Source organism: Pseudomonas taiwanensis (assembly GCF_013393345.1).
Classification (GTDB): domain Bacteria; phylum Pseudomonadota; class Gammaproteobacteria; order Pseudomonadales; family Pseudomonadaceae; genus Metapseudomonas; species Metapseudomonas resinovorans_C.
This window is the reverse complement of sequence record NZ_QJRF01000045.1, coordinates 1-26,607: the sequence shown is the minus strand read 5'-3', so window position 1 is coordinate 26,607 and position 26,607 is coordinate 1. Positions and strand designations below refer to the sequence as shown.

Below are 26,607 nucleotides of genomic sequence, written 5' to 3'. Positions count from 1 at the left end.
AAGGTTCGCCCTTGGAGGGGCAGTGGGGCAACTGCGCTGCCCTTAGCGATTGAAATCGCCCCCACAGGGTTTCGCGATTGCCGGATGGCATGGCGCTGCCGGCGCGAGTCACCCCTCTCCTGCGGGAGAGGGGCGGGGGTGAGGGTGGTAACAGGCCTGCTCCGACCTCCAAGATTCGCGAGCAAGCTCGCTCCTACAGTCCGTATTCCAAAACAAAAAAGCCCGGATCAGGTCCGGGCTTTTTCGTATCAGGCTGGCGCGGTCGCCGCCCTGGTCGTGGCCTCCCTGGCCTTGCGCTCTGCCAGGTACTGCAGCAGTAGCCGCGCGCAGAGTACCAGCAGCGTCACCCCGATCAGCAGCACGGAAATGGCTGCCACGCTCGGGTCGACGTTGTCCCTCAGCCCACCCCAGATACGACGGGGCAGGGTGTTGACGTCGACGCTGGTGATGAACAGGGTCACCGCCACTTCCTCCCACGACAGCGCGAAGCTGAGCAGGGCGGTGGAGGCGATGCCGAGTTTGAGGTTGGGCATCACCACCAGGAAAGTGGTCTGCATCAGGCTGGCGCCGAGGTTGCGCGAGGCCAGTTCAATGCGGCGATCGATCTGGCTCAGGGCGACCAGCATGGTCACCACGCCGTAGGGCACCACCATCACCACGTGGGCGATGATCACGCCGGGAATGGTGTCGTAGCCGAAGCCGGGAGCGATGCGACCGAGGTTGGTCTCCATGAAGTACAGGACCAGCGCGGAGATCACCGGCGGAATCGCCATGGGCAGCAGCACCAGACCGATCAGCACGGTGGCCAGGCGCGAGCGCAGGTACCAGATGCCGAGGCTGAAGCTGACCGCCAGGGCGGTGGCGATCAGGCTGGTGGCGAAGGCAATACCGAGGCTCTGGAGGATGCTCGCCATCCACTCCGGGTTGCCCAGCAGGGCTTCGTAGTGGCGCAGCGACCAGTTGCCGTTGGGCATCGACAGGTAGCGCTTGCTGGTGAACGACACCGGGATGACCGTCAGCAGCGGGAACAGCATGAAGGCCATGGCCACGGTGGCGAGCAGGCGGGTGGAAAGGCCCGTTTTATGTGTATTCATGATTGACCTCAGCCCACCAGGCGGTTGACACGGGTTATGCGCAGCAGCAGCCAGATCAGGGCGCTGACCAGGGCCAGCAGCACCACGCTGAGTGCGGCCCCCAGGCCCCAGTTACTGGTCTGGAACATCTGCAGGAAGACGTACTCGGCGATCATCACGGTCTGGCCACCGCCCAGCAGCACCGGGGTGATGAAGAAGCCCAGGCAGAACACGAAGACCATGATGAAGGCGCCCAGCAGGCCCGGTACGGTCTGCGGCAGCAGGACTTGCCAGAAGGTGCGCAGGGCGCCGGCACCGAGGCCTCGCGATGCCAGCAGTACGCGCTGGTCGAGCTGGCGCATGCTGGAAAGCAGCGGGAACAGGGCGTAAGGCACCATGAAGTGGAGCATGCCGATGACCACGCCAGTTTCATTGCGGGTCAGCTGCAACGGCGAGTCGATGAGGCCGAGGCCCATCAGGCCGCCGTTCAGCACGCCGTTGCTGCGCAGGGCGATCAGCCAGCCGAACGCCCGCACCAGTACCGAAATCCAGAACGGGATGAAGATGCAGATCTCCACCATGCGTTGCCAGAACGGCGGGCTGAACACCCAGCAGTAGGCCAGCAGGTAGCCGATGACCAGCGCCAGGGTGCTGACCGTCAGGCACAGGCGCAGCGTGCGCCAGAGCATGTCGTGGATGGCGGGATCGGTAGCGATGCGCTGGTACTGCTCGATACCGGGCTCCGGCAGGGTGAAGCTCCAGCCCACTACGCCGAGGAACGGCAGCAGGTAGAAGACCACCAGCAGCAGGGGCAGAGGGATCAGCAGCAGGCTGCGCTCCAGGTTGGCGGAGTGGGTTGTGCTCATGCGCGGCGGCTCACTTGGAAAGGTGGGTCAGGTACTGTTCCAGGGTGGTGGCGTAGTTGTCGGCGTACCACTCGGTGTTGAGGAAGATCTGCTTCTTGAAGTTCTCCTCGGACGCGCAATCCGCCTCGCGTTGCTCCGCCGTCATCAGCTTCTGGGTGGCGCCGTTGGACGGACCATTACCCAGCAGTTCGAAGAGCTTGAGCTGGCCTTCCGGCTGCAACGCGTGCTGGATGAAGCCCATCGCTGCCTGGCTACCGGCCGGGTTGTCTTGCAGGACGGCCCAGCTGCTGGCGTTGAGGAAGCCGTTGTCGTAGCCCCAGCGGATGCGGCCTTCGCTGTCTTCGGCGAGCAGCTTGGCGCGGGTGCTCCAGATGGCGCCCATGGAGACTTCGCCTTCGATCATTAACTGCTGGCTCTCTGCACCGGAGCTCCAGAACGACAGGACGTGGGGCTTGAGCTCGTCGATCTTGCGCAGGGCACGCGGGACGTCCAGCGGGTAGAGCTGCTCTGCCGGTACGCCGTCGGCCAGCAGGGCGGCTTCCAACATGCCGTTCATCCACTTGTAGAGGGTGCGCTTGCCAGGGAATTTCTCCACGTTCCAGAAATCGGCCCAGTTGGTCGGCCCCTGGTCGCCGAATTGCTCGCTGTCCCAGGCCATCACGTAGCTGAACAGGTAGCCGGCGATGCCGTGGTCGTGGGACAGGCCGGGGGCGACCTGGCCACGCTGGATGACGCTGTAGTCCAGCGGCTGGAGGATCTTGTCGCGGCCAAGGGTCATGGCGCTGTAGCTGTCCACGTCGACGACGTCCCAGCTCGGCTTGCCACTGGCCAGCTGCGAGCGGATGGCGCCTTCGGTCGGGCCGGCGCCGTCGATGCGAACCTGGATGCCGGTGCTCTTGCTGAAGCTGTCGGTCCAGGCGCGGCGGAAGGCGTCCAGGGCATCACCGCCCCAGTTCACGACGACCAGCGGCTTGCCGTCGGCGGCCCAACTGATACCGCTGCGCATGGCGAGCGGCGCGGCGGCCAGCAGGCCCATGGCCTGGATGAAGGTGCGGCGGTTGATCTGCCCGTTACGGGCTTTCTCGATGAGGACTTCGATGCAGTCGCGCTGATGTTCCTGGCTCATGGGCAATTCCTCGCGTGGCCCGCCCTTCGGGGCGCGGCCGATTGTTGTTGTAGGGAGGCAGTCGAACTAATGGGGTTCGCGGGTTCAGGCATCCAGCAGGAAGCTGCGCTGTACCGGCCAGCTCAGCCATACCGGTGTACCACTGGCCAGTTGGGCGCCGGGGTGGTTGCCCGGTACCGCCAGGTTGATGGCCGGGGCGTCCTGGCCCAGCTTCAGGGCCAGGTGGGTGCTGGCGCCCTGGTAGACCTTTTCCGTGAGGTGCGCGGCGACGATGTTGTGCCCGCTGAGGTCGGGGCGTTCGGTGTGCAGGTCCATGTGCTCGGGGCGTACCGCCAAGAGCTTCGGTTGATCGCCCAGTGCCTGGGGTGCGGCGGCGTGCAACTGGTTGTCGCCGCAGCGGCCGCTGGCGTTGGCGCCATTGCGGGTCAGGTCCGCCAGGGGGAAGAGGTTCATCTTGCCGAGGAACTCTGCGACGAAGCGACTGTTGGGGCGGTCGTAGATGTCTTCCGGGCTGTCGACCTGGGCTAGGCGACCCTGGTTGAAGATCGCAATGCGAGTGGAGAGGGCCAGCGCCTCGCCCTGGTCGTGGGTGACGAACACGAAGCTTGTGCCCACCTGGCGGTGGATGCGTTGCAGTTCTGCCTGGAGCTGCTCGCGCAGGTTCTTGTCCAGCGCGGAGAGGGGTTCGTCGAGCAGCAGCAGGTCCGGCTCGAACACCAGCGCGCGGGCGATGGCGACGCGTTGTTGTTGACCACCGGAGAGCTCAGCCGGCTTCTTCTTCATGTGCGCGCCAAGGCCTACGACTTCGAGGATGTGCCTGACGCGCCGCTGGCGCTCTTCTGCCTTCACGCCACGGATGCGCAGCGGGTAAGCGACGTTGTCTTCCACCGACATGTGGGGGAACAGCGCGTAGCCCTGGAACACCATGCCGAAGTTGCGTTTCTCGGCGGGACGGCGACTGATATCCACGCCGTTCTCCATGAGTTGGCCGGCGCTGGCTTCGAGGAAACCCGCGAGGATCATCAGAAGGGTGGTCTTGCCTGAACCCGACGGGCCGAGGAGGGTGAGGAACTCACCCTGGCGGATGTCCAGGTCGATGCCGTCCAGGGCGGTGAAATGTCCGTACTGCTTCCTGATCCCCTGGGCGCTGAGCTGGATGGCCTGACTGCTTGGCACGCTGGTTACTCCCCTTGTTGTGCTGGGACTCGCAAATGGGTCCCGGATTGGGCGTTTTGGCCATTATTGTCAAAGGGAGCGCTACATCAATGGAATTATTTCTCCCTTAATGTTTAGTTTTTTTGGACATTCAGTGGGCCGAAATTCGCGGGTTGTACGCCGTCCTTCTGTAGGAGCGAGCTTGCTCGCGAACGAGCCAGCACCAAAGCTTCGCGAGCAAGCTCGCTCCTACAAAAGCAGGCTCAGCGGTGTTCGTGCCAGATCTGTGTAGAGGCTTGCAGCTGTGTCTTCACCCAGTTGCTGAAGGCTTGTACAGCCGGGCGTTCAGCCTTCTGCGGGTCGGCTACCAGGTAATAGCCACGATGGGAGTCGATGGCGATTTCGAATGGACGCACCAGCAGGCCACGCGCCAGGGCGTCGCCGCTGATCAGGTTGTCGCCCATGCCGACGCCCTGAGCGGCAATGCACGCGGACTGCGCGCAGTGGGCATCGGAGAAGACGATGCCGGTGCCGGCATCCACGCTGGAGGCACCGGCGGCGGCGAGCCAGACCCGCCAGTCGCTGTAGTCGCTCATGTGCAGCAGCGGGAATCCGGCCAGTTCCTGCGGGTTCTTGAGGCCGCCCATGGCGTTGATCAGGCGCGGACTGCACACGGGGAAAAAGCGCAGGGCGACGATCTGCTCCACCGACATGTCAGGCCAGTCGCCAATGCCATAGGCGACGAACAGGTCGACGTTTGTATTGGCAACGTGGTCTGGCGTGCGGGGCGAAATCAGCTGCAACTGGATTTGCGGGTACTGGCGCAGGAAGCCGCCGATGTGATGGCACAGCCAGTAGGTGGCGAAGCCGGGATTGCAGCTGACGCAGAGGCGTCCGGAGATTTCCTGGTCATCCAGGCGTCGGCTCGCTTCCTCCAGGTTGGAAAGGATGCGGTGGACCTCCCGGGCATAGCGTTCGCCGCGATAGGTGAGGCCAATGCCGCGGCCGATGCGTTCGGTCAGGGTGAAGCCAAGACTCTCTTCCAGGCTGCTGATCTGGTGGCTGATGGCGCTTCGGGTCAGGTTCAGCTCATGGGCGGCGGCGGACACACTGCCCAGACGGGCGACGGCGTCCAGGGCGCGCAAGGCGGTCATCGAGGGGAAGCGCATGGCAGCTCCGGAATACTGGTGTGAGGTGAAAATATCTAAACATTAGTGGCGAAATAAATCGATTGTTGTATCGCTCGACTCAACAATACTAGGGCCAGCCCACCGCTGGCCCTGCACGGACGGGCCCGGTCACACCATCAAGGAACCTCCTTCATGCACGAGCCCAAGCAATTCGCCCTGGAATGGGTGGCGCAGCAGCACAAGACCCTTTCGGACTGGCACCAAGTCATCTGGCATTACGCGGAACCGGCATTCCGCGAGTACAAGTCCTGTGCCTGGTACGTCGAGTTGCTGCGCAAGGAAGGCTTCGAGGTTGAGGAGGGCAGCGGTGGCATGCCCACGGCATTCTGCGCCACCTTCAAGAACGGTGAAGGCCCGGTGGTGGCCACCTACGGCGAGTACGACGCGGTGCCCGGCAACTGCCAGGCCGCGGCGACCCGCAAGATGCCGCGTGACGGCCTGTCGCGCTTCGCTCCCGGTCATACCGACCCGCATTCGGCACTGGGCATCAGTGCCCTCGGTGGCCTGCTGGCGGCCAAGGCGGCGATGCTGGAGCACGGTATCCAGGGCACCCTGAAGTTCTTCGGCGAGCCGGCGGAAAAGCTGCGCGCCTCCAAGCCGGTGCATGCTGCCAAGGGCTATTACGACGATATCGATGCGGCCATCAGCTTCCACCCCACCTACATGCTGCCGCTGAACAACACCACCACCTGGGATACCCATTGCGGTATCGCCTACGCGTACATCTACACCTTTACCTGCGATGACCCGCAGAACTGGATCGCCTCGGACAAATACAGCCCGATTCCGCAGAACCACTTGGCAGCCCGCGCACCGGGCGCCAACGATGCGCTGGTGCACTTCTACACCCTGAACGAAAGCCTGCGCCGTTCCACCCTGCCGTTCACCGGCCTGTGGAGCTATAACGAGGCCATTCTCACTGCCGGGCAGGCGACTGCCGACAACCTGCCGCCGCACATTTCGCAGATCCAGTACCTGCTGCGTTGCGATTCCATCGAGCAGGCCGAAACCATCGCCCAGGTGATGGACAACAACGCTGCCGCTACAGCACTGGCCACCGGTTGCCAGTGGAAGAAGACCTGGGTGTGCAAGTCCCGTGGCGGCTTGCCCAACCACGTGATGGCCCAGGCCACCTACGACAACCTGGCGCTGGTCGGCGCACCGCGCTGGGGCAATGAAGCGATCGAGATCGCCCAGGAGATCCAGGCCAACCTGGGTCTGGAACCGATGGAAAAACCCTTCCTGCCGGCCACCGAAGAACTGATCGAGCCGCAGGAGTGCGAGCGCCAGATGCGCCTGCAGATGCCGGCCTGGCAGAAGCACCTGACCTCCGACGACTACCCGGAATACACCTGGCATTGCCCGACCGTGCGCCTGCTGGTCGCGCGGCCGATGCTCTCGGCGCCGGCTGGCTACACCTATCCCGATTGGGTGGCCAACGCCCTAGGCGGCATTCGCCAGACCATCGACCCGATGATCCAGGTTGCGGCCAAGACCATCGCCGCGACCCTGGTGGACCTGCTGACCCGCCCGGACCTGCTGGCTGCAGCGCGCGCCGAGTTCGTCGAGCGCACCGGTGGCGGCATCGGCGGCAGTCGCTGGCAAGCGCCGCTGCTGCCGAAGGATTTCCAGGCGCCGCACCGCTATCGCTGGCCGGAGTACATCCGCACCGTGCGCGGTGAAGAGTGGTGGATTCCCGCCCGCGACGACGAATGAAACGGCGGTGCGCCTGCGAACCGGGCGCGCCCTCATCACGGTCCCAACGATTCAAGACTGACTCTGCCAAGACGGGTGGAAAGCCCGCGCTTTTTCCGAAGAAGGTGTCACTGCCATGGGTAACCCCACCGATTACCGCTCCAGCAACGTTCCAGGCCCGACCGGTGCTGCCGACCTGGTGCTGACCAACGGCCGCATCTACACCGTGGACGAGACCAATTCCTGGGCTGAAGCCGTGGCCATTCGAGGCGGGCGCTTCGTCGCGGTGGGGGCAACCTCCGACATGGCCAGCCTGATCGGTCCGCGCACCCAGGTGCTGGACCTGAAGGGCCGTTTTGTCATGCCCGGCCTCTACGACATGCACACCCATCCGGACCTGAAGCTGGCCCCCGGCTATGCGGGCTATCTGGAAGTGGGCGTGGAAGACCCGACCCCGGAGCAGGTGCGCCAGTCCATCCTCGACTATGCAGCGGCCCACCCCGGTGATGGTTGGGTGTACGGTCAGTACTTCGTCCGCTACACCTTCCGCCAGGCCGGCCTGGTGCCTGATCGTCACTGGCTGGACAGCGTCCTGCCAGGTCGTCCGGTGGCCATCCTCGACCGTTCCTGGGGCTGCATGATGGTCAACTCCCGTGCCCTGGAGTTGGCTGGCATCGATGCCGACACCATGGACCCGCGCCACGGCTACATCGAGCGCGACAGCGTCACCGGCGAGCCCACAGGCATCCTGGTGGACGGCGCCTATGCGCTGATGCACGCCGCCATGCCGCCCACCCCGCAACACGCGCTGAAGCGCGCCTACCGCGAGGGCGTCTGGTTCCAGAGCGGTCATGGCGTGGTGGGCACCAAGTTCGTCCACGTCTGCGAACATCGCCTCAACGCACTGAAAACCATCGACCAGGCCGGTGAACTTTCGGTACGGGTCGAAGCCGCCATCAGTTGGCAGGACGACATCTTCCCGGTGAAGCGTCGCTGGGAACTGCTTGCCGGGGAGCGCCACTACTACCGCAGCGCCCGACTCAACGCCAACGCAGTGAAGTTCCACTTCGACGGCACCCACGAATCCCGTTCGTCCTACCTGTCCAGCGCCTGGCCGGGTGATGCCAGCTGGCGCGGTCACCTCAACCTCACCCCGGAACACATCACCGACATGGTGGTGGACATGGACCGCAGGGGCATCCGCGTGATCGCCCACTGCACCGGCGACGGTGCGTCGGACCTGTTCCTCGATGCCGTGGCCGAAGCGCGTCGGCGCAACGGCTACAGCGGAGTACGCCACCAGTGCGCCCACAGCACCACGCTGCTGGATGCCAACCTGCCGCGCTTCGCCGAACTCAATGTCACTGCCGAGTTCTCCCCGGTGGGCTGGTTCCCGTCCTCCTTCGCCAATGCCCGCGCGGTGTTCGGTGAAGACCGGATGCAGCGCGCCTACAACTTCAAGGGTGTCCTGGAGCACGGCGGTGTGGCGGTCATGGGTACCGACTGGCCGGTGTCCAGCATCAACCCCTGGATTGGCTTCGAGGCGATGGTTACCCGCGAGAATCCCTATGGCGATGAAGAAGGGCGCTTCTACGGCAACCCCATCAGCCTGGAACAGGCCATGCGCGTGATGACCATCAACGGCGCCTGGTGCATGGGTATCGAAGACAAGGCTGGGTCCATCGAGGTGGGCAAGTCCGCCGACTTGATCGTGCTCGACCGCAATCTCTTCGAGGTGGAGCCCAAGGGCAACATCCACAACACCCAAGTACAACTGACCTTGCTGGAAGGCGAGGTGACCTGGGACCGTCATGGCGAGTTCGACGACACCAGCCATGTCGCTACCTGGCGCTTCGAGCTGCCGAACTTCTGATGTAAACGGCCAGGAGACAAGCCCTTGAGCAGACTCGCCCCCATTCCCGTGACCCTGGTCTCGGGCTTTCTCGGCGCCGGCAAGACCACCTTGCTGAACCGCATCCTCAACAGCGACCACGGCCTGCGCATGGCGGTGATGGTCAATGACTTCGGTGCAATCAACATCGACAGCGACCTGATCGTCAGCCAGACGCAGACGACGGTGAGCCTCGCCAACGGCTGCATCTGCTGCACCGTTGAAAGCGACCTGATCGAGCAACTGGGGCGACTCCTGGACGACCGCACCAATCGCCCCGAGTACATCGTGATCGAGGCGAGCGGGGTTTCGAACCCGAGCAAGATCGCCAACACCCTGCGCTATCCGCAATTCCGAGACGCCCTGGCAATCGACAGCATCCTGACGGTGGTGGACGCCGAGCAATTCGAATCCCTGGACGGCGAGATGGCGCAGCTGGCGATGGAACAGCTGGATGTGGCCGACATCATCGTGCTGAACAAGGTGGATCGAGTCAGTCGCGACCAGCTTGACGCCCTCAAGGCGCGCTGGCTGTATCCCAATGCCCGGCTGCTGGAAAGCGAGTACGGAGGGGTTCCGCTGGAACTGGTGCTGGGAGTAGGGCGCTTCAAGGCGGGGTGGAGCTTCCGTCCAGCTGCCATCACGGCCGCTCCGGCGGTGGCGAGCTCGAAGGAGGAGGATCACTCGGCGATCTTCGAGACCTGGAGTTTCACCAGTGAGCGGCCGATGTCGCTGAAAGCTCTGCGCCAAGCGTTGGCTGCCTTGCCGGCGGAGATATACCGCGCCAAGGGGGTTTGTCAGATCGCCGAGGCGCCGGGCAAGCGTTGCATCCTGCACCTGGTGGGAAGCCGCAGCGAGATCCTGCCGGAAGCAGGTTGGGAGGGGCGCGAACGCTACACTCAGCTGGTCTTTATCGGTAAGCGCGGGAGCATTGACGCTGCGCGGATGCAGGCGACCTTCGAAGCGTGTGTGGCCTGAGGCTGTCAGCGGTCCGCATCGCGATTGAAATCGCTCCTACAGGGCCAGCGCGAAAGTGGGCTTTTGTTGTGGGGGCGAATTCATTCGCTAAGGGCAGCTCAGCTGTCGTTGTATCTCCGAAGGGCGTACCTGCGGTCCGCTCAGCGATTGAAATCGCCCCCACAGGTCGATCGATTCTTCCTTCCCCAAAAAGAAGAAAGCGCCACATGTGGCGCCTTCTGCCTTTCGAGGAACTGCATACATCGTGATTGCCTGCCTCTGAACGGTGCTCCGGGATCAGCTGATGCGGTTGGCACCAGTGCGGTCGGCGCCACCTTCGGCAACATCGAAGCCTTTGGTGCGATCGGAGCCGCCTTCAGCGACATCGAAGCCGTTGGTGCGATCGGAGCCGCCTTCGGCGACATCGAAGCCGTTGGTGCGATCGGAACCGCCTTCAGCGACATCGAAGCCCTTGGTGCGATCGGAGCCACCTTCGGCAACATCGAAGCCTTTGGTGCGATCAGAACCACCCTCAGCAACTCGCAGAGACTCGGAGCGATCGGAACCGTTCTCGGCGATGCGGTTGGCGCCTGTACGGTCAGCACCGCTTTCGGCTACGCGGTGGATGCTGGTGCGGTCGGAACCCCCTTCAGCGACAACGGCACCCTGGGGCAGGGCAAAAGCAGTGGCGGACAGGCTGGCGATGAACAGGCTGGCGAGGATTTGCTTTTTCATTTTGGGCACCTTGGTGAGGGGGGTGGTGTTCGTCTGTGGGGCCCATGTTACTGATGTGATTTCGATGAAGAAGTGATCCTCGATGATGGTTGCCATCGATGTCAGTGATAGTTATTTAAGTTAAATAAAAACAAAGCGTTAGATGATTCATTGGGATGTTAGTGCCTTTGCTGGAAAGACCTTTTCTGTGGGGCGGAATAATCGATTAACTCGATTTATCTGTTCGATAGAGTCTTCCTAAAGCAATCCCCAACCGACCTTCTGCCCGGCGAAGTCAACCGCATGTCTCGCTGAAAGTGCCGAGATAGAGCGTCTCGTGCACTGTTCGCGTTTTGCAAACACTGTTGTCGCCCGGCCTGGAATTGTTGGCGGCAGGCGCCCCTCGTAACGTTCACTCACCACTACAACAACAAACGGTGAATGAGATGAGCACTGCCGCGTTCCATACCGTCTTCGGCTCGCTCGACGACCATCGCAAGGGGTCGATCGAGATCATCCAGGGCGAAGCCCGCCACTACGCGTTCTCCAACATCTTCGACGTCGCCAGCCGTTCCGCCCCCTATGAAAAGGTGGTGGTCGGCCTGAACCTCGGCTACGTCATCGAAACCCTGCGCGCCGAGGGCACCTCGCCCTGGTACACCGCCGCCCACGACGAGTTCGCCATTTCCGTGGACAGCGAGGTGCGGGTGGATTTCCTCAAGCTTGACGAACCCCTGGTGGATGGCGAAGGCACGCACCTGGCCGGCGAGCAGCCCAAGGGGCGCCCGATGGGTTATGTGCTGCTCAAGCGCGGTCACCAGGCCCTGCTGCCGGCGGGCTGCGCCTACCGCTTCGAAAGTGCGCGTCCCGGAGTGCTGCTGTTGCAGACCATCAAGGGGCCGCTGTCGGTGGAGAAGTGGGCAGACATCTGCCTGAAGTGACCGCCTGACCCACAACCAGAACAAGAGGACATCCACCATGGCCATGCTCGAAACCCTCGACACTTCCGCCAGCTTCGCCGCCGATGAGGTCGAAGCCAGCCTGCCCGATGCCGTCACCGGCTACCGCACCTTCAAACTGGGTGCCTTCACCCTGTCTCGCGACGAGTATTTCGCGCGCATCCAGTGGCCGGCCAAAGGTCAGCAGCGCTCGCACCTGATTCCCGCCGACGCCTTCCTGCGCGCCACCATGCGCGACGTGGCCTGGGGCTTCTTCTATGGGTGGGTGAACTTCGATGAAGTCATCGGCACCCGCAACCATTACGGCAAGGTCGACCTCTACGCCGGCACCTTCAACGGCGTGCTGCGCGAGGCGGGCGTCGATTACACCGAGCAGTTCGAGACGCCGAAGATCATGGCCACCTTCAAGGCCATCCTGCGCGACTGGACCAACGCCGGCTTCGACCCATTCGCTGCACCGGAAGAAACCGGCAGCGCTTTTGGCCGCAAGAATGGCGACAACATCGAGGCCATCGAGCGCTTCCGCGTCGCCACCCGCCGCATGCCGGGCCTGCCGGATGATTCGCCGTTGCGCAACGACCTGCCGGTGAACCGCCAGTTCGCCGACGTCCCCCAGGATGAGCCGGAAATCCATGTCGCCGAAGGCTTCGAAGGCGAGCTGCATGCCTTCAACCTCTACAAATACCTGTCCCGCTCCGACGTGACCTGGAACCCCTCGGTCAGCTCGGTGTGCAAGGCCAGCCTGTTCTGCCCGACCACCGAGGAATTCATCCTCCCGGTGTTCCACGGCAATGACCGCGTGGAGTGGTTCCTGCAACTCTCAGACGAAATAATCTGGGACGTCGGTGACAAGGACGATGGCGCGCCGCGTGCCCGCATCACCATGCGTCCGGGCGACATCTGTGCCATGCCCGCGGACATCCGCCATCAGGGCTACTCCACCAAGCGCTCCATGCTGCTGGTGTGGGAGAACGCCACGCCGAACCTGCCGCAACGCTACGAGAGCGGTGAGCTGCCGCCGTACCCGGTGGAGTTCTGATTCCACTGCCCCTCTCCCTCTGGGGGAAGGAACGATTTCATGCCATTCACAGGCGTCGCGCTCCGTCGCGACGCCCGGGGAGCTTTACCCATGCAGAACCAACTCTTCATCGATGGCCGCTTCGTACCGGCCCAGAAGGGCGGGACGATCGAAGTCCTGTCGCCCCATGACGGCTCGCTGATCACCCATATCGCCGCCGCCGAAGCCGAGGACGTCGACCTGGCCGTGGCCGCCGCCAAGCGTGCCTTTCCGGCCTGGGCCGCACTGTCGGGCGCCGAGCGCGGCCGCCTGCTGCTGAAGCTGGCGGACAAGATCGAGGAGCACCTCGAAGAGCTGGCCCAACTGGAATCCCTGGACACCGGTCACCCGATCCGTGATTCCCGCAGCCTGGATGTGCCACGCACGGCCGGCTGCTTCCGCTACTTCGGTGGTATGGCCGACAAGATCGAAGGTGCTGTGATCCCGGTGGAAACCGGCTTCCTCAATTATGTGCAGCGCAAGCCCATTGGCGTGGTCGGGCAGATCGTGCCGTGGAACTTCCCACTGATGTTCACCAGTTGGAAAATGGGCCCGGCCCTCGCCGCGGGCAACACGGTGGTCATCAAGCCGTCGGAGATCACACCGCTGTCCACCCTGCGCATCGCCGAGCTGATGAAGGAAGTCGGTTTCCCCGATGGCGTGGTCAACGTGGTGCCGGGTTACGGTCACACCGCCGGCCAACGCCTGGCCGAGCACGAGGACGTGGGCAAGATCGCCTTCACGGGCTCGACCGCCACCGGCCGGCGCATCGTCGAAGCCTCCCAGGGCAACCTCAAGCGCGTGCAACTGGAGCTGGGCGGGAAGGGTGCCAATATCGTCTTTGACGACGCCAACCTGGAGGCAGCCGTGAACGGCGCCGCCTGGGCGATCTTCCATAATCAGGGGCAAGCCTGCATAGCCGGTTCGCGGCTGATTCTCCACGAGCGTATTGCTGACGAATTCCTCGAACGCTTCATCGGCCTGGCTCGTTCCATTCGCCTGGGCAGTCCGCTGGACCCGAACACCGAGATGGGGCCGCTGACTTCTGCCCAGCACCGCGACCGCGTGCTGGACTATGTGGACATCGCCCGCGCCCAGGGCGGCCGCATTCTCACTGGCGGCAAGGTGCCCAACGATCCGGCGCTCGCCGACGGCTACTACATCGAGCCCACCGTGGTCGAAGCCCAGCCGGACCACCGTGTGGCCCAGGAAGAAGTGTTCGGCCCCTTCGTCACCGTGCTGCGCTTCTCTTCGGATGAAGAAGCCCTGGCAATTGCCAACGGCACCCAGTACGGGCTCGGCAGCGGCCTCTGGACCCGCGACCTGCAACGCGCCCACCGCATGGCGGCGAACATCCACGCCGGCATGTGCTGGATCAACTGCTACAAGCGCGTCAGCCCGGGCAGCCCCTTCGGCGGTTTGGGCCAGTCCGGCTATGGCCGCGAGATGGGCTTCGAGGCGATCCACGACTACACCGAAGCCCGTTCGGTGTGGGTCAACGTGGACGCGAAGATTCCGCCCCATTTCAAACGTTGAGGTTGAGCATGAATCCTTTCATCTACCAAGGCCTGGCCTCTCGCGTGGTGTTCGGCTGGGGCAAGCTGGAAACCCTGGCCGAGGAACTGGACAAGCTTGGTGCTCGTCGTGCGCTGATCCTCACCACTCCGGAGCAGCGTCACCTCGGCGAGCGAGTGGCGGCGATACTCGGAGAGCGTTCCGCCGGGGTCTATCCGCAGGCGGTGATGCACGTGCCGGTGGAAGTGGCCCGTGCCGCGCGTGAAGAGGCGGTCCGGCTTGGCGCCGACTGCTGCGTCGCCATCGGCGGTGGGTCCACCATCGGTCTGGGCAAGGCGATTGCCCTGGAATCCGGACTGCCGATCCTGGCAGTGCCGACGACCTATGCCGGCTCCGAGATGACCCCCATCTACGGCCTCACCGAGAACCGCCTGAAGAAGACCGGGCGCGATTTTCGCGTGCTGCCGAAGACGGTGGTCTATGACCCGCAGTTGACCCTGACCCTGCCAGCGGCGATCTCCGCGTGCTCCGGCATGAACGCGATGGCCCATGCGGTGGAAGCGCTCTACGCTCAGGACGCCAACCCCATCATCAGCCTGATGGCGGAAGAGTCGATTTGCGCCCTGGCCGAGTCCCTGCCGGGCGTGGTCGCCAATCCGGACGACGCCGACGCCCGCAGCCGTGCGCTCTACGGCGCCTGGCTGGCCGGCATCTGCCTGGGCTCGGTGGGCATGGCCATTCACCACAAGCTCTGCCACACGCTGGGCGGGACCTTCAACCTGCCGCATGCGCAGGTCCACTCGGTGGTGCTGCCCCATGCCGCGCATTACAACCGCAAGGCTGCCGCCGAGCCACTGCGTCGCGCCGCCCGCGCGCTGGGCGGGAAAGAAGCGGAGGAGGTAGGGCCACTGCTGTTCGCCCTCAATCAGAAGCTCGGCATCCCGGACTCGTTGGCGGAGATCGGGCTGCCCGAGGAAGGGCCGAAGGAAGCCGCCGCAATCGCCTGCGCCAGCCCCTACTACAACCCGCGCCCGTTCGAACGTGACGCCATCGAAACCATGCTGCTGCGCGCCTGGCAGGGCCTTCCTCCCGCGTGAAGTACTACTCCCCTCTCCCTTCAGGGAAAGGGGCCGGGGGAGAGGGTGCTCTCACGCCACTCGCCGTCACCGACCCACGGGAACACACAAGATGAACAACATCCCGACTAACGAATCGAAGATTTCCGCACAGGCGGTTGCCGCCTTCGCCAATACGCCCAACCCGCGCCTGCGCCAAGTGGTGCAAAGCCTGGTTCGGCATCTCCACGCGTTCGCCAGCGAGGTGGAGTTGACCGAGGACGAATGGCTGGAAGGCATCCGCTTTCTCACCGATACCGGCAAGAAGTGCGATGGCACCGTGCGCCAGGAATTCATCCTGCTCTCGGATGTGATCGGCCTGTCCATGCTGGTGGACGCCATCAATCACCGCGCCTGCGAGTCGGCTACCGAAACCACGGTGTTCGGGCCCTTCTACATCGCCGGCATGCCGGAGCGTGGCCACGGCGAGAACATGGCCTTCACCCCGGGCGAACCCGCCCTGGTGCTGGGCAGGGTGCTGGATGCCACCGGCGAGCCCATCGCCAACGCCGTGCTGGATGTCTGGCAGACCGCGGAAAACGGCATGTACTCCGGACAAGACCCGGACCAGCCACTGGCCAACCTGCGAGGCCGCTACCGCACGGACGCCGAAGGCCGCTTCGCGATCCGGACCATTGTCCCGGTGAGCTACCCCATTCCCACCGATGGCCCGGTGGGACGCCTGCTCCAGGCCAGCGACCGCCACCCGTGGCGCCCGGCGCACCTGCATTTCATGGTCATGGCCGAGGGTCGGCGTACCCTGGTCACCCACCTGTTCAACCATGACGACCCCTACCTGGAGTCGGATGTGGTGTTCGGTGTGAAGGATTCGCTCAAGGTGGTCTACGAGCCCTGCCAGGGCGACCATCCGCTGGCGGCCGCGCATGGCATCGGCGATGCGTTCCGCCTGGCCAGTTACGACTTCGTGCTTGAGCGCGCAACGTCATGAGCCAGTATTTCGCCGTCTTCGCCACTGACAAGCCGAACCAGATCAGTCTGCGCAACCAGGTGCGTCCGGCCCATCGCGAACACCTGCGCAATCCCTATCCGCACCGGGTTGTGGTGCGTCTCGGCGGTCCGACGCTGGACCACAGCAATGGCCGCATGAACGGCACATTGCTGGTGGTGGAGGCGATGAGCCTGGCCGAGGTGCAGGCCTTTCTCGGCGACGACCCCTACGTGCGCGCCGGGTTGTTCGAGCACATCGAGATCCGCCTCTGGAACTGGGGCCTGGGCAATCCGGAGCTGCGCGGATGAAACTGCTTTGCGCGCTGGAGGCCATCGTCGACGGCGGCGCCCTGGCGCTGGAGGCCACGCTGCAGGGAAGGGCGCAGCCGCTGGTACTGGTCCGTCGTGGCGAAGAAGTCTGGGGATACCACAACCGCTGCCCACACTTCTCAGTGCCGCTGGACTTCCGTCCCGGCGAATTCTCCACCTACCGCAGCCAGGTACTGATGTGCGCCCACCACAGTGCGCTGTTCCGCTTCGAAGACGGCCATTGCATCGAAGGCCCTTGCACCGGTAGTCGGCTGGAAGCCGTACCGGTGGCCGTGGTGCAAGGTAGGGTAGTGCTGGTGCAGTGATGGATAGGCGCCGTTTTTTTGCGCTTTTTTGTGGGGGCGAATTCATTCGCTAACCGGGCCGAAGGCCCGGCAATCCAATGCCCCAGGGGGCAGCTTCGCCGCCCTTCGCGAATGAATTCGCCCCCACAGGGGATTCGAGTCTCGACGATGCTTTTTTTGTGGGGGCGATTTCAATCGCTATGCGGACCGAAGGTTCGCCCATTGGGGTCAGCTGGGCTGCCCTTGGCGAATGAATTCCCCCCTACAGGGATTCGCACGACAACCGCCCCTTAACAAATGCCAATGCCCAAATCCGCTAAACCTGTGATAACGGCCCCTCGTTCCTCACAGGCGGTTAGCGATGAACCTGTTCGAAGACATGCGGGTATTCGTGGTCGTGGTCGAGACCGGTGGCTTCTCGGCGGCGGCGCAGCGGCTGAACATCGTCAAGTCGGTGGTCAGTCGGCGCATGAGTGCGCTGGAGCGGCATCTGGAGTGCCGGCTGTTCAATCGCACCACGCGACGCCTCAGCCTGACCGAAACCGGCCTGGACTATTTCGAGCGCGCCCAGCGCATCCTGCGTGACCTGGCCGAAGCCGAGGAAGCGACCCGCAGCCTGCAGAGCGAGTTGCGCGGACGCTTGCGCCTCGCCGCACCCATGTCCTTCGGGCTGAAACACCTGTCGCCGGCGCTCAACGAATTCATGCGAACCCATCCCGGTCTGGATGTGGAACTGGACCTCAACGACCGCTACGTGGACCTGGTCAACGAGGGTTACGACCTCACCCTGCGCATCGGCCGCCTGCCGGATTCCACCCTGGTGGCCCGTGAGCTGGGGCCTTGTCCCCATGCGGTCTGCGCCAGTCCCGAATACCTGGCGGCCCATGGCACCCCGGAAGTGCCGGAAGACCTGCGCGAGCACCAGTGCCTGGGCTACAAGAACCGCGCGAACAGCAGCCAGTGGCAGTTCCTCATGGGGCGCGAGTGGCGTTCGGTGGTGGTGCGGCCGCGGCTGATCGCGAACAACGGCGAAGTGCTGGTGCAGGCGGCGATGGATGGCCTGGGGCTGGTGTCGCTGCCGCGCTTCCTGCTGGATGAGGGTCTCGCCAGCGGCCGGCTGGTAGAAGTGTTGCGGGACTTCCCGCTGCCCAGTTCGCAAATCTACGCGGTCTGCCCGCCAGGTCGCCGCTTGCCGGCCAAGGTGCGAGCCTTGATCGACTTCCTCGTGCAGCGCTTCGCCACCCACTTGTAGGTTGGGCCAAGCGCAGCGCGGCCCAACGCGGAGGCGTGGATGTTGGGCTTCGCATCGCTCAGCCACAACCTACGGTCCGCGCCTGACGCGATCCCAAGCCACCCACTCGTAGGTCGGGCCAAGCGCAGCGCGGCCCAACGAGGGCGGGGGATGTTGGGCTTCGCATCGCTCAACCACAACCTACGGTCCGTGCCTTGACGCGACTCCGATTGTGATTCCGTCCGATAACCGCCCATGCCGCATCCCTTCGTTCCCGCTCCGGCCGCTCTAGCACCGGCTGCGCAGCATTGTTCGCGAAGCACGAACACTCATATCGCCGAAACCGGAATTGTTGGCGGGGAGGGCCGCTTGTAGCTTGCGACCCAACCGAGCAACCAGACCCGCACTGCCAGCGGTGCACACCTCGGTCTCAGGCTGACTAATAACAACAAGGTAGCTGCCATGATCTCTCGCAAGCCCCTTATCGCGTCCTCGCTGTGCGCACCGGTCCTGGCGGCCGCTGCGCTGTTCCCCGCCTTCACCCAGGCTGCCGAGCCGGGGCCGTCCGGTTCGCTGTTCCGCAGCGCTTTCGGCGACGGCCTGGAAAAGGATTACGGCATCAAGGTCCACGGCTGGGCACAGGCTGGCTGGATCTACAACGACAACGGCAGCGATGACGTAAGCAAGCAGGCCTTCTTCAACAATGACGAAGGCTTCAACCTCAACCAGTTCGCCCTGGCCATCGAAAAAACACCCAAGGGCAATGTGATCGGTCGCGTCGGTCCGTTCCCCGGCCCGATGCCACAGGAAGCCGACTGGGGCTTCAACGTCACCGCTCTCTATGGCAAGGACGCGCGCTTCTTCAAGACCTACGGCTTCGACGAAGACCTGGGCGTCAACCGCAGCGCGGATGCCAACGACGAGAACTTCAACATCGCCCAGGCCTATCTGGATTTCTACATCCCGGTACTTGGCGGCTCCAACCTGATGCTCGGCGTGTTCCACACCCCGCTGGAAAACGAGATCGGCTTCGCCCTGCCCAGTCCGGCGCCCACGGACTTCTACAGCCACACCTATTCCTTCATGCACGGCCCGGCCAAGCACACCGGCGCGCTGTACTCCTTCAAGCTGCCGCAGGAGGAGGGTGGCAGCATGCTTGGCTTTGAGCTCGGCGTGGTGCAAGGCTGGAACAACATGCAGGACCCCAATGGCGACCCGGACGTGATCGCCAACCTGCGCTGGCGTTCGGCGGACTTCCGCACCTGGGTGGATTGGGAAAACATCTACGGCAATGGCGCGGGCGATAGCTTCGCCGAGTGTGCCTGCGGCTCGCCGATTCCGGCCGGGACCGATGACCAGGACCTGACCCGCTATGCGTCGTACCTGACCGTGTCCCACGTGCTCGATGAGCGCAATCGGGTCGCGGTGGAGTTCAACTACGGCCAGCAGGAGGACGCCGCTTTCGCCGGTTTCGCCGACAAGAGCAACGCCCATTGGTACGGCACCGACGTCAACTGGTACCACCGCCTGGACGACAACCTGATGTGGAACAGCCGCGCCGAGTGGTTCTACACCGACGCGCCGGTGCATGTGGTGATGGCCAACATCGACCCGCAGACCGGCATTCCCGACCCGAGCTGGGGCAGTTTCTACGGCTTCACCACCAACCTGGCCTGGACGCCCGTGCCGAACGTTCGCCTGCGCCCCGAGCTGCGCTACGACATCCACAGCGGCAACGGTCGCGACGCATTCGGTGGCGGCCAGGAAGACAGCCAGTTGATCGGCTCCTTCGACATCACCGTCTTCTTCTGATCCATCCGCACCTACTGCCTTCCCAGCCGGGCCCTTTGCGCGCCCGCGCCGGGTCTCATTCTCCAGTCGAGGTATCCGTCATGGACAACAACAAGAAACTCCTCGGTGCCGGGCTTTCCCGGCGTGATTTCCTGCGGGCCAGCGGCGTCGTGGCTGGCGGCTCGCTGCTCGCAGGCTTTTCTTCAGGACCGCTGCTGGCGGCAGAGAAGGTCATCCGCATCGGCTATGTCAGCCCGCAGACCGGACCGCTGGCGCCTTTCGCCGCGGCGGATGGCTACATCATCGAAAGCCTCGCCTCGGTGCTGAAGAACAGCATCACCGTTGGCGGCCAGCGCTGCCGCCTGGAAGTGATCGTCAAAGACAGCCAGTCCAACCCCAACCGCGCCGCCGAGGTGGCCAACGAGCTGATCCTCGAAGACGGCATCGACCTGATGCTGGTGTCGTCCACACCGGAAACCACCAATCCGGTGTCGGACCAGTGCGAGATCAACGAAGTCCCCTGCATCTCCACGGTGGCGCCGTGGCAACCCTGGTTCTTCACCCGTGGCGGCAAGCCGGACGAAGGCTTCCAGTGGACCTATCACTTCTTCTGGGGCCTGGAAGACGTCATCGCCACCTACACCGCCATGTGGGGCGGTATGGGCGGCAACAAGGTGATTGGCGGACTGTTCCCCAACGATGGCGACGGCAATGCCTGGGGCGACAGCAAGCTGGGCTTCCCGCCTGTGCTCGCGCAGAAGGGCTTCCAGCTGGTGGACCCGGGGCGCTTCCAGAGCCTGACCGACGATTTCTCCGCGCAGATTTCCGCCTTCAAGAAAGCCGAGGCGGAGATCGTCACCGGTGTGGTCATTCCGCCGGACCTCACCACCTTCTGGACCCAGGCGCGCCAGCAAGGCTTCCAGCCCAAGGCGATGTCGGTAGGCAAGGCGCTGTTGTTCCCGTCGGCGGTAGAGGCCCTTGGCAAGGCCGGGCACAACCTCTCCACGGAAATCTGGTGGAGCCCGAGCCATCCCTTCAGCTCGTCCCTCAACGGCCTCACTGCCGGGCAGCTCGCCGAGCGTTACACCAAGGCCACCGGCAAGCAGTGGACCCAGCCGCTGGGCTTCGTCCATGCGCTGTTCGAGCTGGCGGTGGACATCCTCCAGCGCACCGAGGAAGTGGGTAATCCCGAGGCCACTCGCGATGCCTTGCTGAAGACCGAGCTGAACACGGTGGTCGGCCCGGTGAGCTGGAAGAACGGCCCGGTGAAGAACGTCGCCAAGACTCCGCTGGTGTCCGGCCAGTGGCGCCTCGGCGGGCCCTTCACCTACGACCTGGTGATCACCAGCAACCAGACCGCGCCGCAGATTCCCCTGGGTGGGGAGATGCAGGCGATTACTTACGGTTGAGTCCGAGTTCTGGCGGGCTTCCCTCACCCCAACCCTCTCCCAGAGGGAGAGGGAGCTTGTCCGTGCGGTATGTCAGTTCGTAGCCCGGATGCAGTCTGGGAATTCCGGCCAGCATGGCCGCAAACAGGTATCACGACATGCAACAACTCCTCGTACTGGAGCAGGTGCACAAGAGCTACGGCTCGGTGAAGGTGACCGACGATCTCAGTCTGGCACTGGCGCCGGGTGAGGCGCTGGGCATCATCGGGCCCAACGGCGCCGGCAAGAGCACGCTGTTCAACCTCATCGCCGGCGGCGTGGCCGCTGATAGCGGGCGCATTCACTTCCAGGGTGAAGACGTCACCCGCGAGCCGGTGTTCAAGCGCTGCCAGCGTGGCATCGGCCGCTCCCATCAGATTCCCCATCCGTTCGTGAAGATGACCGTGTTCGAGAACCTGCTGGTGGGCGCCACGTTCGGCGCCGGCCAGAAGGAGAAGGACGGCCATGCCTGGTGCGCTCACATCCTCGAATTGACCGGGCTGATGAAGAAGGCCAACGCCCTGGCCGGTTCCCTCACGCTGCTGGAACGCAAGCGCCTGGAAATGGCCCGCGCCCTGGCCACCCGACCGCAACTGCTGTTGCTCGACGAGATCGCCGGCGGCCTCACCGAACCGGAATGCCTGGAGCTGGTAGGTACCATCCAGGGCATCCACCGTTCTGGCACCGCGATCATCTGGATCGAGCACATCGTCCATGCGCTGCTGGCGGTGGTTGGCCGCCTGGCGGTGATCAACTTCGGCCGCAAGCTGGACGAAGGCGAGCCCAACGCGGTCATGGCCAATCCGAAGGTGCAGGAAATCTACATGGGCATCGGGAGCTGAAGGCATGCTGACGATCCGCAAATTGCGCGCCGGCTACGGCGACTTCCAGGCCCTGTTCGGCATCGACCTGGACCTGGCCGAAGGGGAAACCCTGGCCATCATCGGCTCCAATGGCGCCGGCAAATCCACCTTCCTGCGTTCGCTGGCCGGGTTGATCCGCAATGACCCCGGTGCCATTCGTTTCAAGGGCGAGTACATCGGCAACCTGCCGGCCAACCGGGTACTTGAACGCGGCATCGCCCTGGTGCCGGAAGGCCGCAAGCTGTTCCCATCGCTGAGCGTCGAGGAAAACCTGCTCATCGGCGCCTACAGCAAACGCCAGGGCGCCTGGGACCTGGAACGCATCTACAGCCTGTTCCCGGTGCTGGCCGACCTGCGCAAGCGCCCCGGCACCGCGCTGTCCGGCGGCCAGCAGCAGATGGTCGCCATCGGTCGCGCGCTGATGTCGAGCCCGAGCCTGCTGCTCTGTGACGAAATCAGCCTGGGGCTGGCGCCCACCACCATCAAGGACATCTACGCCGCAGTGCCCTCGATCAAGGCCGATGGCACTGCGGTAATACTGGTGGAGCAGGACATCAACCAGGCCCTGGCCGTGGCGGACCGCTTCTATTGCTTCCAGGAAGGCCGGGTCTCGCTCTCCGGCAAGCCGGGCGAGGCGAGCAAGGAGCAGATCAAGGCGGCCTATTTCGGCCTGGCGGAGGCATGACGATGGAATGGCTAGATACCCTGGCGCAGGGTGTACTTCTCGGTGGGCTCTACGCCCTGTTCGCGGTCGGCCTGTCGCTGATGTTCGGCATCATGCGCCTGGTCAATATTGCCCATGGCGACTTCATCGTCCTGGCCTCCTACCTGGCCCTGGTGGTGGTGGAAACCCTCGGCCTTTCGCCGTTGGCCAGCCTGGTGCTGGTAGTGCCGCTGATGTTCGTGATCGGCTACGGACTGCAGCGCCAACTGCTCAACCGCACCCTCGGCAATGACATCCTGCCGCCGCTGCTGGTGACCTTCGGGATGTCGATCATCCTGCAGAACGTCCTGCTGGAATTCTTCAGCGCCGATAGCCGCAAGCTGTCCCAGGGCGAGCTGGAAGTGGCTAGCGTCGCCGTCGGTGGGCTCAACCTGGGTGTCATGCCGTTGATGGTGTTCGGTTGCGCGCTGCTGGTGATCGGTGGATTGCAGCTGCTGTTCTACAAGACCCGCCTGGGGCGCGCTTTCCGCGCCACGTCGGATGACCAGCACACCGCGCAGCTGATGGGCATCGATAACCGCCACATCTTCGGCCTGGCCATGGCCCTGGCGATGGCGGTGGTGTCCATTGCCGGCGTGTTCCTCGCGGTGCGCACCAGCTTCGACCCCAGCGTCGGCCCGGCGCGCCTGCTCTACGGCTTCGAGGCGGTGATCATCGGTGGCCTCGGCAGCCTCTGGGGCACCCTGGCGGGCGGCGTGATCCTCGGCGTCGCCCAGGCGGTCGGTGCGCGCATCGATCCGGGCTGGCAGATCCTCGCCGGTCACCTGGTGTTCCTGCTGATCCTGGTTTTCCGCCCGCGCGGCCTGTTCCCCCGGAGTGTCGACTGATGAATGCGATGAACAATGCCTACCTCGTCCAGCGGGCTACCCGCAGCAGCCAGGTCGGTCTGGCGCTGCTGGGCGTGCTGGTGCTGGTCCTGGCGTCCCTGCCGTTCTGGGCGGATCGTGCGGTGCTGCGCCTGGTGGTGGAGTTTTCCTATTACCTGGCCCTGGCGCAGATGTGGAACCTGCTGGCGGGCTATGCCGGGATGGTTTCCGTGGGCCAGCAGGCCTTCGTCGGCCTCGGCGGCTACCTGCTCTTCGTACTGGCTTCACAACTGGGCGTGCCGCCGCTGGCAGCGGTGTTCCTCTCCGGGCTGGTTGTGGCGCTGCTGGCAGTGCCCACCGCGCTGGTTCTGTTCCGCCTGCGCGGCGCCTACTTCGCCATCGGCACCTGGGTAGTGGCCGAAGTGTTCCGCCTGGGCCTGGCCCAGGTCGGCAGCCTTGGCGGTGGCTCCGGGCAGAGCCTGCCGGCGTCCATCGTGCGGCAGATCGGTAGCAGCCGCGATGGTCGCGAGATGTTGCTGTACTTCAGCGCCCTGGCCATTGCCGTCGGCGCGGTGCTGGTGGTCTACCTGCTGCTGCGCTCCCGCCAGGGCCTGGCGCTGACCGCGATCCGCGATTCCGAGCCGGCCTCGGGAAGCCTGGGCATCAACGTGTTTCGCACCAAGCTGATGGTCTACGTGCTGGCTGCCGGCTGCACCGGGGTGGTGGGCGCGCTGATCTTCCTGCAGAAGCTGCGCATCTCGCCGGACGCCGCCTTCAGCGTGCAGGACTGGACCGCAGCGGTGATCTTCATCGTCATCATCGGCGGCATCGGCACTTTGGAAGGGCCCCTGATCGGCACGCTGATCTATTTCATCCTGCGCAGCTGCTTCGCGGAGTTCGGCGCGCTGTACATGATCATCCTCGGTGGCGTAGCGGTGCTGATGATGCTCAAGGCGCCCCAGGGCGTCTGGGGTGTGGTGAGCGAGCGCTTCGGCTGGCAGCTGTTCCCGATGCAGCGGCGGTTGATTGGAGGCTAACGTCAGGGGCGAATTGCTCTTCCTGTGGGGGCGAATTCATTCGCAATGCAGGCCGAAGGACTGCCGTTCTGGGGTCGCTTCGCGCCCCTTAGCGAATGAATTCGCCCCCACATGTTTCTATCCTGCAACTCATTGCCAGATCGGAATCGAACATGGATCGCCTGCTCAGCATCGAAGCCTTCGTCCGCGTCGCGGAAACCGGCAACTTCGCCAAGGCCGCCCAGCAACTGGGGGTGACGCGCTCGGTCATCAGTCACCGCATCCAGCAACTGGAAGAGTTCATCAGCGCGCCGCTGTTTCACCGCAGCACGCGCCATGTGCGGCTCTCGGAAGTCGGGGAGACCTACTACAAGGAATGCGCCGACATGGTGGCGAGCTTCAACAGCCTCACCGAGCAGATGCGCGACCTGCGCGCCAAACCCACTGGCAAGCTGCGCATCCAGATGCTGCCGGGCTTCGCTCTTGGTCACTTCGGTGGCCTGCTGGCGGAGTTCACGGACCTGTATCCGGATATCGAGGTGGACGTGATCGTCAACGACCGGGTGGTGGACCCTATCGAGGAAGGCTTCGATGTGGCCTTCCAGATGTTCCCGCCACTGGCCGAGTCGCTGATCGAGCGCAAGCTGTTCTCGGTGCGCCGGCTGTTCTGCGCCTCTCCGGAATATCTGGAAAAGCATGGCGCGCCCAGCGTGCCGGCGGATTTGCAGGCGCACAAGGTGGCGCTGTACGAGGGCTACCCGTCACGCAACAAGTGGGTGTTCAACGGCGATGAGCAGGTGGAGCTCAATCTCACCGGCCAGGTGCGTTCCAACTCGGTTCACCTGCTGCGGGACTACGCCGTGACCGGCACTTGTGTGGTGTGCCTGCCGACCCTGGTGGCCAGCGCGGACCTGCTGGCCGGACGTCTGGTGCCGGTGCTCACCGACTATTCGCTGACGTCCTTCAATTTTTCCGCCGTTTACCCCGCGACCCAGCGTCGGGCGCTGAAGGTGCGCACCCTGATCGACTTCCTGGTGGAGAGCATCAGCGACGAGCCGGCCTGGGATCGGCCACTACTGGAGCGTGGGTGGGTACAGCCGTGATCCGGAAACCATCGGCTATTTCAGGCAACTTGTAGGAGCTAGCTTGCTAGCGAAAAGGAGCCATTCGCTGGCAAGCCAGCTCCTACAGGCAGTGCAGTTGATAGTTCGACAGTCGGCCCAGGCGCCTTGTAGGAGCTAGCTTGCTAGCGAAAAGGAGCCATTCGCTGGCAAGCCAGCTCCTACAGGCAATGCGGCTACTTGCAACACTTCGTGCAGACACAGCCGATGGGTATCGCAGGCTCCACCCATCCTACGAAGTGCCAGATCGCACAACCTCAGCCCCAAAAAGACTGAAGGCGCCACAGGTGGCGCCTTCTGCCTTTCGAGGGTTTGCATACATCGTGATTGCCTGCCTCTGAACTGCTCCAGGATCAGCTGATGCGGTTGGCGCCAGTGCGGTCGGCACCACCTTCGGCTACACGCAGGGCCTGGGAGCGGTCGGAACCGTTTTCAGCGACGTCGAAAGCCTTGGTGCGGTCGGAGCCACCTTCGGCAACCCGCAGGGACTCGGAACGCTCGGAACCACTTTCAGCAACCCGCAGGGATTGCGAACGCTCGGCACCACTCTCAGCGACGCGGTGGACGTTGGTGCGATCAGCGCCACCCTCGGCAACCGAAAGGGCGAAAGCAGAGGCGGACAGGCTGGCGAAGAACAGGCTGGCGAGGATTTGCTTTTTCATTTTGGGCACCTGGGTTTTGGGGGTGGTGTTTGTCTGTGGGGCCCATGTTACTGATGTGATTTCGATGAAGAAGTGATCCTGGGTAATGGTT

Annotated in this window: 25 protein-coding genes; 18 read left to right on the top strand and 7 right to left on the bottom strand. The window is 64.0% G+C overall.

Going from position 1 to position 26,607, the window contains the following annotated elements:
* Positions 1-248: 248 nt before the first annotated feature.
* The 5 genes from DM872_RS08695 to DM872_RS08675 all read right to left on the bottom strand — a co-directional run bounded on the left by DM872_RS08695 (position 249) and on the right by DM872_RS08675 (position 5,389).
* On the bottom strand, positions 249-1,094 hold the full coding sequence (locus DM872_RS08695; protein ID WP_179059095.1) for an ABC transporter permease: 846 nt from the start codon (positions 1,092-1,094) through the stop codon (positions 249-251).
* An 8-nt stretch (positions 1,095-1,102) separates the two neighbouring features.
* The gene (locus DM872_RS08690) at positions 1,103-1,939 is read right to left on the bottom strand and encodes an ABC transporter permease (protein WP_044874530.1); all 837 of its coding nucleotides are present in this window, start codon (positions 1,937-1,939) and stop codon (positions 1,103-1,105) included.
* 10 nt (positions 1,940-1,949) lie between these two features.
* Complete coding sequence (locus DM872_RS08685) at positions 1,950-3,065, bottom strand: ABC transporter substrate-binding protein (RefSeq protein WP_179059094.1); 1,116 nt, start codon at positions 3,063-3,065, stop codon at positions 1,950-1,952.
* An 84-nt stretch (positions 3,066-3,149) separates the two neighbouring features.
* The gene (locus DM872_RS08680; RefSeq protein ID WP_179059093.1) at positions 3,150-4,241 is read right to left on the bottom strand and encodes an ABC transporter ATP-binding protein; all 1,092 of its coding nucleotides are present in this window, start codon (positions 4,239-4,241) and stop codon (positions 3,150-3,152) included.
* Between the two features lie 242 nt (positions 4,242-4,483).
* Positions 4,484-5,389 (bottom strand): LysR substrate-binding domain-containing protein, encoded by a 906-nt coding sequence (locus tag DM872_RS08675; RefSeq protein WP_179059092.1) that lies wholly within the window; start codon positions 5,387-5,389, stop codon positions 4,484-4,486.
* 153 nt (positions 5,390-5,542) lie between these two features.
* On the opposite strand from DM872_RS08675, the gene DM872_RS08670 reads away from it, so the two are divergent.
* The 3 genes from DM872_RS08670 (at position 5,543) to DM872_RS08660 (ending at position 9,974) form a co-directional block, all read left to right on the top strand.
* Positions 5,543-7,126 (top strand): amidohydrolase, encoded by a 1,584-nt coding sequence (locus DM872_RS08670; RefSeq protein ID WP_179059091.1) that lies wholly within the window; start codon positions 5,543-5,545, stop codon positions 7,124-7,126.
* A 115-nt stretch (positions 7,127-7,241) separates the two neighbouring features.
* Positions 7,242-8,978: an amidohydrolase gene (locus tag DM872_RS08665; protein WP_179059090.1), complete on the top strand. Its 1,737-nt coding sequence runs from the start codon at positions 7,242-7,244 to the stop codon at positions 8,976-8,978.
* A 24-nt stretch (positions 8,979-9,002) separates the two neighbouring features.
* Positions 9,003-9,974, top strand: coding sequence for a CobW family GTP-binding protein (locus DM872_RS08660; RefSeq protein ID WP_179059089.1), 972 nt, complete (start codon positions 9,003-9,005; stop codon positions 9,972-9,974).
* Between the two features lie 276 nt (positions 9,975-10,250).
* Here the strand turns inward: DM872_RS08660 and DM872_RS08655 are convergent, their stop codons facing one another.
* Positions 10,251-10,688, bottom strand: a complete 438-nt coding sequence (locus tag DM872_RS08655; RefSeq protein ID WP_179059088.1) for a hypothetical protein — start codon at positions 10,686-10,688, stop codon at positions 10,251-10,253.
* Between the two features lie 425 nt (positions 10,689-11,113).
* Between DM872_RS08655 and DM872_RS08650 the strand changes: the two genes are divergently transcribed.
* The 15 genes from DM872_RS08650 (at position 11,114) to DM872_RS08580 (ending at position 25,836) form a co-directional block, all read left to right on the top strand.
* Entirely contained in the window at positions 11,114-11,608 is a 495-nt protein-coding gene (locus tag DM872_RS08650; RefSeq protein ID WP_179059087.1) for a hydroxyquinol 1,2-dioxygenase, read from the top strand.
* A gap of 37 nt (positions 11,609-11,645) precedes the next feature.
* Entirely contained in the window at positions 11,646-12,665 is a 1,020-nt protein-coding gene (locus tag DM872_RS08645; protein ID WP_179059086.1) for a hydroxyquinol 1,2-dioxygenase, read from the top strand.
* Positions 12,666-12,755: 90 nt separating this feature from the next.
* Positions 12,756-14,219 carry an aldehyde dehydrogenase family protein gene (locus tag DM872_RS08640; RefSeq protein WP_179059085.1) on the top strand — a complete coding sequence of 488 codons (1,464 nt, stop codon included), beginning with the start codon at positions 12,756-12,758 and terminating at the stop codon, positions 14,217-14,219.
* Positions 14,220-14,227: 8 nt separating this feature from the next.
* On the top strand, positions 14,228-15,295 hold the full coding sequence (locus tag DM872_RS08635) for a maleylacetate reductase (protein ID WP_179059084.1): 1,068 nt from the start codon (positions 14,228-14,230) through the stop codon (positions 15,293-15,295).
* 91 nt (positions 15,296-15,386) lie between these two features.
* On the top strand, positions 15,387-16,262 hold the full coding sequence (locus tag DM872_RS08630; RefSeq protein WP_179059083.1) for an intradiol ring-cleavage dioxygenase: 876 nt from the start codon (positions 15,387-15,389) through the stop codon (positions 16,260-16,262).
* Positions 16,259-16,570 (top strand): YciI family protein, encoded by a 312-nt coding sequence (locus tag DM872_RS08625; RefSeq protein ID WP_179059082.1) that lies wholly within the window; start codon positions 16,259-16,261, stop codon positions 16,568-16,570. Before DM872_RS08630 ends, DM872_RS08625 begins: the two co-directional genes overlap by 4 nt.
* Complete coding sequence (locus DM872_RS08620) at positions 16,567-16,896, top strand: Rieske (2Fe-2S) protein (protein WP_179059081.1); 330 nt, start codon at positions 16,567-16,569, stop codon at positions 16,894-16,896. Before DM872_RS08625 ends, DM872_RS08620 begins: the two co-directional genes overlap by 4 nt.
* A gap of 340 nt (positions 16,897-17,236) precedes the next feature.
* Positions 17,237-18,127, top strand: coding sequence for a LysR family transcriptional regulator (locus DM872_RS08615; RefSeq protein WP_179059080.1), 891 nt, complete (start codon positions 17,237-17,239; stop codon positions 18,125-18,127).
* A gap of 441 nt (positions 18,128-18,568) precedes the next feature.
* Positions 18,569-19,918 carry an outer membrane beta-barrel protein gene (locus DM872_RS08610; RefSeq protein ID WP_179059079.1) on the top strand — a complete coding sequence of 450 codons (1,350 nt, stop codon included), beginning with the start codon at positions 18,569-18,571 and terminating at the stop codon, positions 19,916-19,918.
* Between the two features lie 80 nt (positions 19,919-19,998).
* Entirely contained in the window at positions 19,999-21,306 is a 1,308-nt protein-coding gene (locus DM872_RS08605) for an ABC transporter substrate-binding protein (protein WP_179059078.1), read from the top strand.
* A 137-nt stretch (positions 21,307-21,443) separates the two neighbouring features.
* On the top strand, positions 21,444-22,166 hold the full coding sequence (locus tag DM872_RS08600) for an ABC transporter ATP-binding protein (protein WP_179059077.1): 723 nt from the start codon (positions 21,444-21,446) through the stop codon (positions 22,164-22,166).
* Between the two features lie 4 nt (positions 22,167-22,170).
* Positions 22,171-22,872 carry an ABC transporter ATP-binding protein gene (locus tag DM872_RS08595; protein ID WP_179059076.1) on the top strand — a complete coding sequence of 234 codons (702 nt, stop codon included), beginning with the start codon at positions 22,171-22,173 and terminating at the stop codon, positions 22,870-22,872.
* 2 nt (positions 22,873-22,874) lie between these two features.
* Positions 22,875-23,738, top strand: coding sequence for a branched-chain amino acid ABC transporter permease (locus DM872_RS08590; protein ID WP_179059075.1), 864 nt, complete (start codon positions 22,875-22,877; stop codon positions 23,736-23,738).
* Positions 23,738-24,754, top strand: a complete 1,017-nt coding sequence (locus DM872_RS08585; RefSeq protein ID WP_179059074.1) for a branched-chain amino acid ABC transporter permease — start codon at positions 23,738-23,740, stop codon at positions 24,752-24,754. The genes DM872_RS08590 and DM872_RS08585 overlap by 1 nt, the downstream gene beginning before the upstream one ends.
* 152 nt (positions 24,755-24,906) lie before the next feature.
* A complete protein-coding gene (locus DM872_RS08580; RefSeq protein WP_179059073.1) occupies positions 24,907-25,836 on the top strand; it encodes a LysR family transcriptional regulator in 930 nt (309 codons plus the stop codon).
* A 371-nt stretch (positions 25,837-26,207) separates the two neighbouring features.
* On the opposite strand, the gene DM872_RS08575 is transcribed toward DM872_RS08580, so the two are convergent.
* A complete protein-coding gene (locus DM872_RS08575) occupies positions 26,208-26,516 on the bottom strand; it encodes a hypothetical protein (protein WP_179059072.1) in 309 nt (102 codons plus the stop codon).
* Between the last annotated feature and the right edge of the window lie 91 nt (positions 26,517-26,607).

Coding starts and splice junctions, on each gene's coding strand:
- DM872_RS08695 (WP_179059095.1), bottom strand. CDS start 1,094: ATGAATACACATAAAACGGGCCTTTCCACCCGCCTGCTCGCCACCGTG.
- DM872_RS08690 (WP_044874530.1), bottom strand. CDS start 1,939: ATGAGCACAACCCACTCCGCCAACCTGGAGCGCAGCCTGCTGCTGATC.
- DM872_RS08685 (WP_179059094.1), bottom strand. CDS start 3,065: ATGAGCCAGGAACATCAGCGCGACTGCATCGAAGTCCTCATCGAGAAA.
- DM872_RS08675 (WP_179059092.1), bottom strand. CDS start 5,389: ATGCGCTTCCCCTCGATGACCGCCTTGCGCGCCCTGGACGCCGTCGCC.
- DM872_RS08670 (WP_179059091.1), top strand. CDS start 5,543: ATGCACGAGCCCAAGCAATTCGCCCTGGAATGGGTGGCGCAGCAGCAC.
- DM872_RS08665 (WP_179059090.1), top strand. CDS start 7,242: ATGGGTAACCCCACCGATTACCGCTCCAGCAACGTTCCAGGCCCGACC.
- DM872_RS08655 (WP_179059088.1), bottom strand. CDS start 10,688: ATGAAAAAGCAAATCCTCGCCAGCCTGTTCATCGCCAGCCTGTCCGCC.
- DM872_RS08650 (WP_179059087.1), top strand. CDS start 11,114: ATGAGCACTGCCGCGTTCCATACCGTCTTCGGCTCGCTCGACGACCAT.
- DM872_RS08645 (WP_179059086.1), top strand. CDS start 11,646: ATGGCCATGCTCGAAACCCTCGACACTTCCGCCAGCTTCGCCGCCGAT.
- DM872_RS08640 (WP_179059085.1), top strand. CDS start 12,756: ATGCAGAACCAACTCTTCATCGATGGCCGCTTCGTACCGGCCCAGAAG.
- DM872_RS08635 (WP_179059084.1), top strand. CDS start 14,228: ATGAATCCTTTCATCTACCAAGGCCTGGCCTCTCGCGTGGTGTTCGGC.
- DM872_RS08630 (WP_179059083.1), top strand. CDS start 15,387: ATGAACAACATCCCGACTAACGAATCGAAGATTTCCGCACAGGCGGTT.
- DM872_RS08625 (WP_179059082.1), top strand. CDS start 16,259: ATGAGCCAGTATTTCGCCGTCTTCGCCACTGACAAGCCGAACCAGATC.
- DM872_RS08620 (WP_179059081.1), top strand. CDS start 16,567: ATGAAACTGCTTTGCGCGCTGGAGGCCATCGTCGACGGCGGCGCCCTG.
- DM872_RS08615 (WP_179059080.1), top strand. CDS start 17,237: ATGAACCTGTTCGAAGACATGCGGGTATTCGTGGTCGTGGTCGAGACC.
- DM872_RS08610 (WP_179059079.1), top strand. CDS start 18,569: ATGATCTCTCGCAAGCCCCTTATCGCGTCCTCGCTGTGCGCACCGGTC.
- DM872_RS08605 (WP_179059078.1), top strand. CDS start 19,999: ATGGACAACAACAAGAAACTCCTCGGTGCCGGGCTTTCCCGGCGTGAT.
- DM872_RS08600 (WP_179059077.1), top strand. CDS start 21,444: ATGCAACAACTCCTCGTACTGGAGCAGGTGCACAAGAGCTACGGCTCG.
- DM872_RS08595 (WP_179059076.1), top strand. CDS start 22,171: ATGCTGACGATCCGCAAATTGCGCGCCGGCTACGGCGACTTCCAGGCC.
- DM872_RS08590 (WP_179059075.1), top strand. CDS start 22,875: ATGGAATGGCTAGATACCCTGGCGCAGGGTGTACTTCTCGGTGGGCTC.
- DM872_RS08585 (WP_179059074.1), top strand. CDS start 23,738: ATGAATGCGATGAACAATGCCTACCTCGTCCAGCGGGCTACCCGCAGC.
- DM872_RS08580 (WP_179059073.1), top strand. CDS start 24,907: ATGGATCGCCTGCTCAGCATCGAAGCCTTCGTCCGCGTCGCGGAAACC.
- DM872_RS08575 (WP_179059072.1), bottom strand. CDS start 26,516: ATGAAAAAGCAAATCCTCGCCAGCCTGTTCTTCGCCAGCCTGTCCGCC.